Here is a 2,192-nt window from a genome sequence, read left to right on the forward strand (position 1 = left end):
GGCCGTCTGAAATCCAGTTTCAGACGGCCTTTTAATCTACTTACAACCTTCTATCAGTCTTTGAAGCGTTTGAATACCAATGTGCCGTTGGTACCGCCAAAGCCGAAGGAATTGGAGATGGCAACGTCGATTTTCGCATCGCGTGCTTCGTTGGCGCAGTAGTCCAAATCGCAACCGGCTTCAACGTCTTGTTCAAAGATGTTGATGGTCGGTGGAGATTTTTGCTCGTGTACTGCCAACACGCTGTACAACGCTTCCACGCCGCCGGCCGCGCCGAGCAAGTGGCCGGTCATAGATTTGGTAGAGTTAACAATGACTTTGCGCGCATGATCGCCCAAAGCGCGTTTGAGGGCTTTGGTTTCGTTGGCATCGCCCAGCGGAGTGGACGTACCGTGTGCGTTGACGTAATCCACGTCTTCAGGATTCAGGCCGGCATCTTTCAGCGCACGAGTAACCGCCAATGCAGGGCCTTCTTCGTTAGGCGCGGTAATGTGGTAGGCATCTGAGCTCATACCGAAGCCGACGATTTCGGCGTAAATTTTCGCACCGCGTTTTTTCGCGTGTTCCAATTCTTCCAACACCAGCACGCCAGCGCCTTCGCCGATAACGAAACCGTCACGGCCTTTGTCCCACGGACGGGAAGCGGTAGCAGGGTCATCGTTTCGGGTGGAAAGTGCCTTCATGGCAGCAAAACCGCCAACGCCCAAAGTGCTGATTGCGCCTTCCGCACCACCGGCAATCATCACATCCGCGTCGCCGTATTTAATCAGTCGTGCAGAATCACCGATGGAGTGTGCACCGGTCGTACAGGCAGAAACCATGCCGTAGCTTGGGCCGCGGTAGCCTTTAAGGATGGTAACATGGCCGGAAATCAGGTTAATCAGCGAGCCTGGGATAAAGAAAGGATTGATTTTGCGCGCGCCGCCTTCGATAACGGCTTTACCGGTCGCTTCAATGCTCGGCAGGCCGCCGATACCGGAACCGATGTTGACACCGACGCGGTCTTTGTCGAGGGTTTCCAAATCGTCCAAGCCTGAATCATTGATGGCTTGCAGGGCGGCGGCGATACCGTAGTGGATGAACACGTCCATGCGGCGCGCTTCTTTTGCGCTGATGTATTGGCCGATGTCGAAATCGCGCACTTCGCCGGCGATTTGGCTGTTGATGTCGGATGTGTCAAAGCGGGTAATCCGTCCGATGCCGCTTTTGCCTGCGAGCAGATTGCTCCATGCGGTGGCGACGTCGTTGCCGACCGGTGATACTTGGCCAAGACCTGTGATGACTACTCTTCTCTGACTCATGATAATCTCGCTGTTGGTTGTCGGGATTTTCGCGGCAGCCTTGCTCTTTTTCTTCGTGAAAACAGGCAAAACTCATGCCGTCTGAAATTTCAGGGGTTTAATAATAAGGTAAAAGCCTCTATTGCGATGGCGCAGCAGAGGCTGGATGTTTGGTGCGACCGATTAGCCTTGGTGGGCGTTGATGTAGTCGATAGCCAATTGTACGGTAGTGATTTTTTCAGCGTCTTCGTCAGGGATTTCGCAGCCGAAAGCTTCTTCCAAAGCCATCACCAGTTCTACGGTGTCCAGAGAGTCAGCACCCAAATCGTCTTGGAAAGAAGATTCGTTTTTCACTTCGGCTTCGTTTACGCCCAGTTGTTCAGCAACAATTTTTTTAACTTGTTGTTCGATGTTTGACATGTCAGTCGTTCCTTTTCGCCTTGCGGCAGGTTGTTTAAGGGAAATAATTCGTCGGTATTGTACCGAATTCGGATAGAGTTTTCCATCTAATCCTGCATTTTAGCACAGATTATTCAGTAAAAACCTGTTGTTGTGCATATTAGCATAGCCTGATTTTAACCTACAAGCGGGAATTTGTTTTGTTACGTATTAACATTAACATTATTAAAAAAAGGGGCTGTACTAGATTAGCAGATATGTTACCCTCGAAATATGAAGATAACACACTGCAAATTAAAGAAAAAAAGTACAGAAAGAACTGCTTCGTTTTTTTGTACTCGAAGTTACCGCCCGTTCCGCTGCCGATATTTTGGGCATTCAGCCCAACTCCGCTATTCTGTTCTACTGCAAAATTCGTATGGTTATCCGCCATTATCTGGCCTTGGTTGCCGATGAGGTTTTTGAGGGCCCTGTCGAGTTGGACGAAAGCTATTTCGGCGGACGGCGTAAAGG

Annotated in this window: 2 protein-coding genes and 1 pseudogene; 1 reads left to right on the top strand and 2 read right to left on the bottom strand. The window is 50.3% G+C overall.

Going from position 1 to position 2,192, the window contains the following annotated elements; translation table 11 throughout:
• Nucleotides 1–53: 53 nt before the first annotated feature.
• Together fabF and acpP are read right to left on the bottom strand one after the other, a co-directional pair.
• A complete protein-coding gene (gene fabF / locus HMPREF3139_RS01410; RefSeq protein WP_070459816.1) occupies nt 54–1,301 on the bottom strand; it encodes a beta-ketoacyl-ACP synthase II in 1,248 nt (415 codons plus the stop codon).
• A 162-nt stretch (nt 1,302–1,463) separates the two neighbouring features.
• Nucleotides 1,464–1,700 (bottom strand): acyl carrier protein, encoded by a 237-nt coding sequence (acpP, locus tag HMPREF3139_RS01415; RefSeq protein WP_003679644.1) that lies wholly within the window; start codon nt 1,698–1,700, stop codon nt 1,464–1,466.
• A gap of 252 nt (nt 1,701–1,952) precedes the next feature.
• On the opposite strand from acpP, the pseudogene HMPREF3139_RS10445 reads away from it, so the two are divergent.
• Nucleotides 1,953–2,192, top strand: a pseudogene (locus tag HMPREF3139_RS10445) (IS1595 family transposase); the annotation flags it as partial.

It is taken from the genome of Neisseria sp. HMSC15G01, from assembly GCF_001808255.1.
In the GTDB taxonomy this organism is placed as follows: Bacteria; Pseudomonadota; Gammaproteobacteria; order Burkholderiales; family Neisseriaceae; genus Neisseria; species Neisseria subflava_A.

Bases quoted from the DNA above. Each gene is read 5' to 3' on its own strand.
- acpP (WP_003679644.1), bottom strand. From the start codon at position 1,700: ATGTCAAACATCGAACAACAAGTTAAAAAAATTGTTGCTGAACAACTG.
- fabF (WP_070459816.1), bottom strand. From the start codon at position 1,301: ATGAGTCAGAGAAGAGTAGTCATCACAGGTCTTGGCCAAGTATCACCG.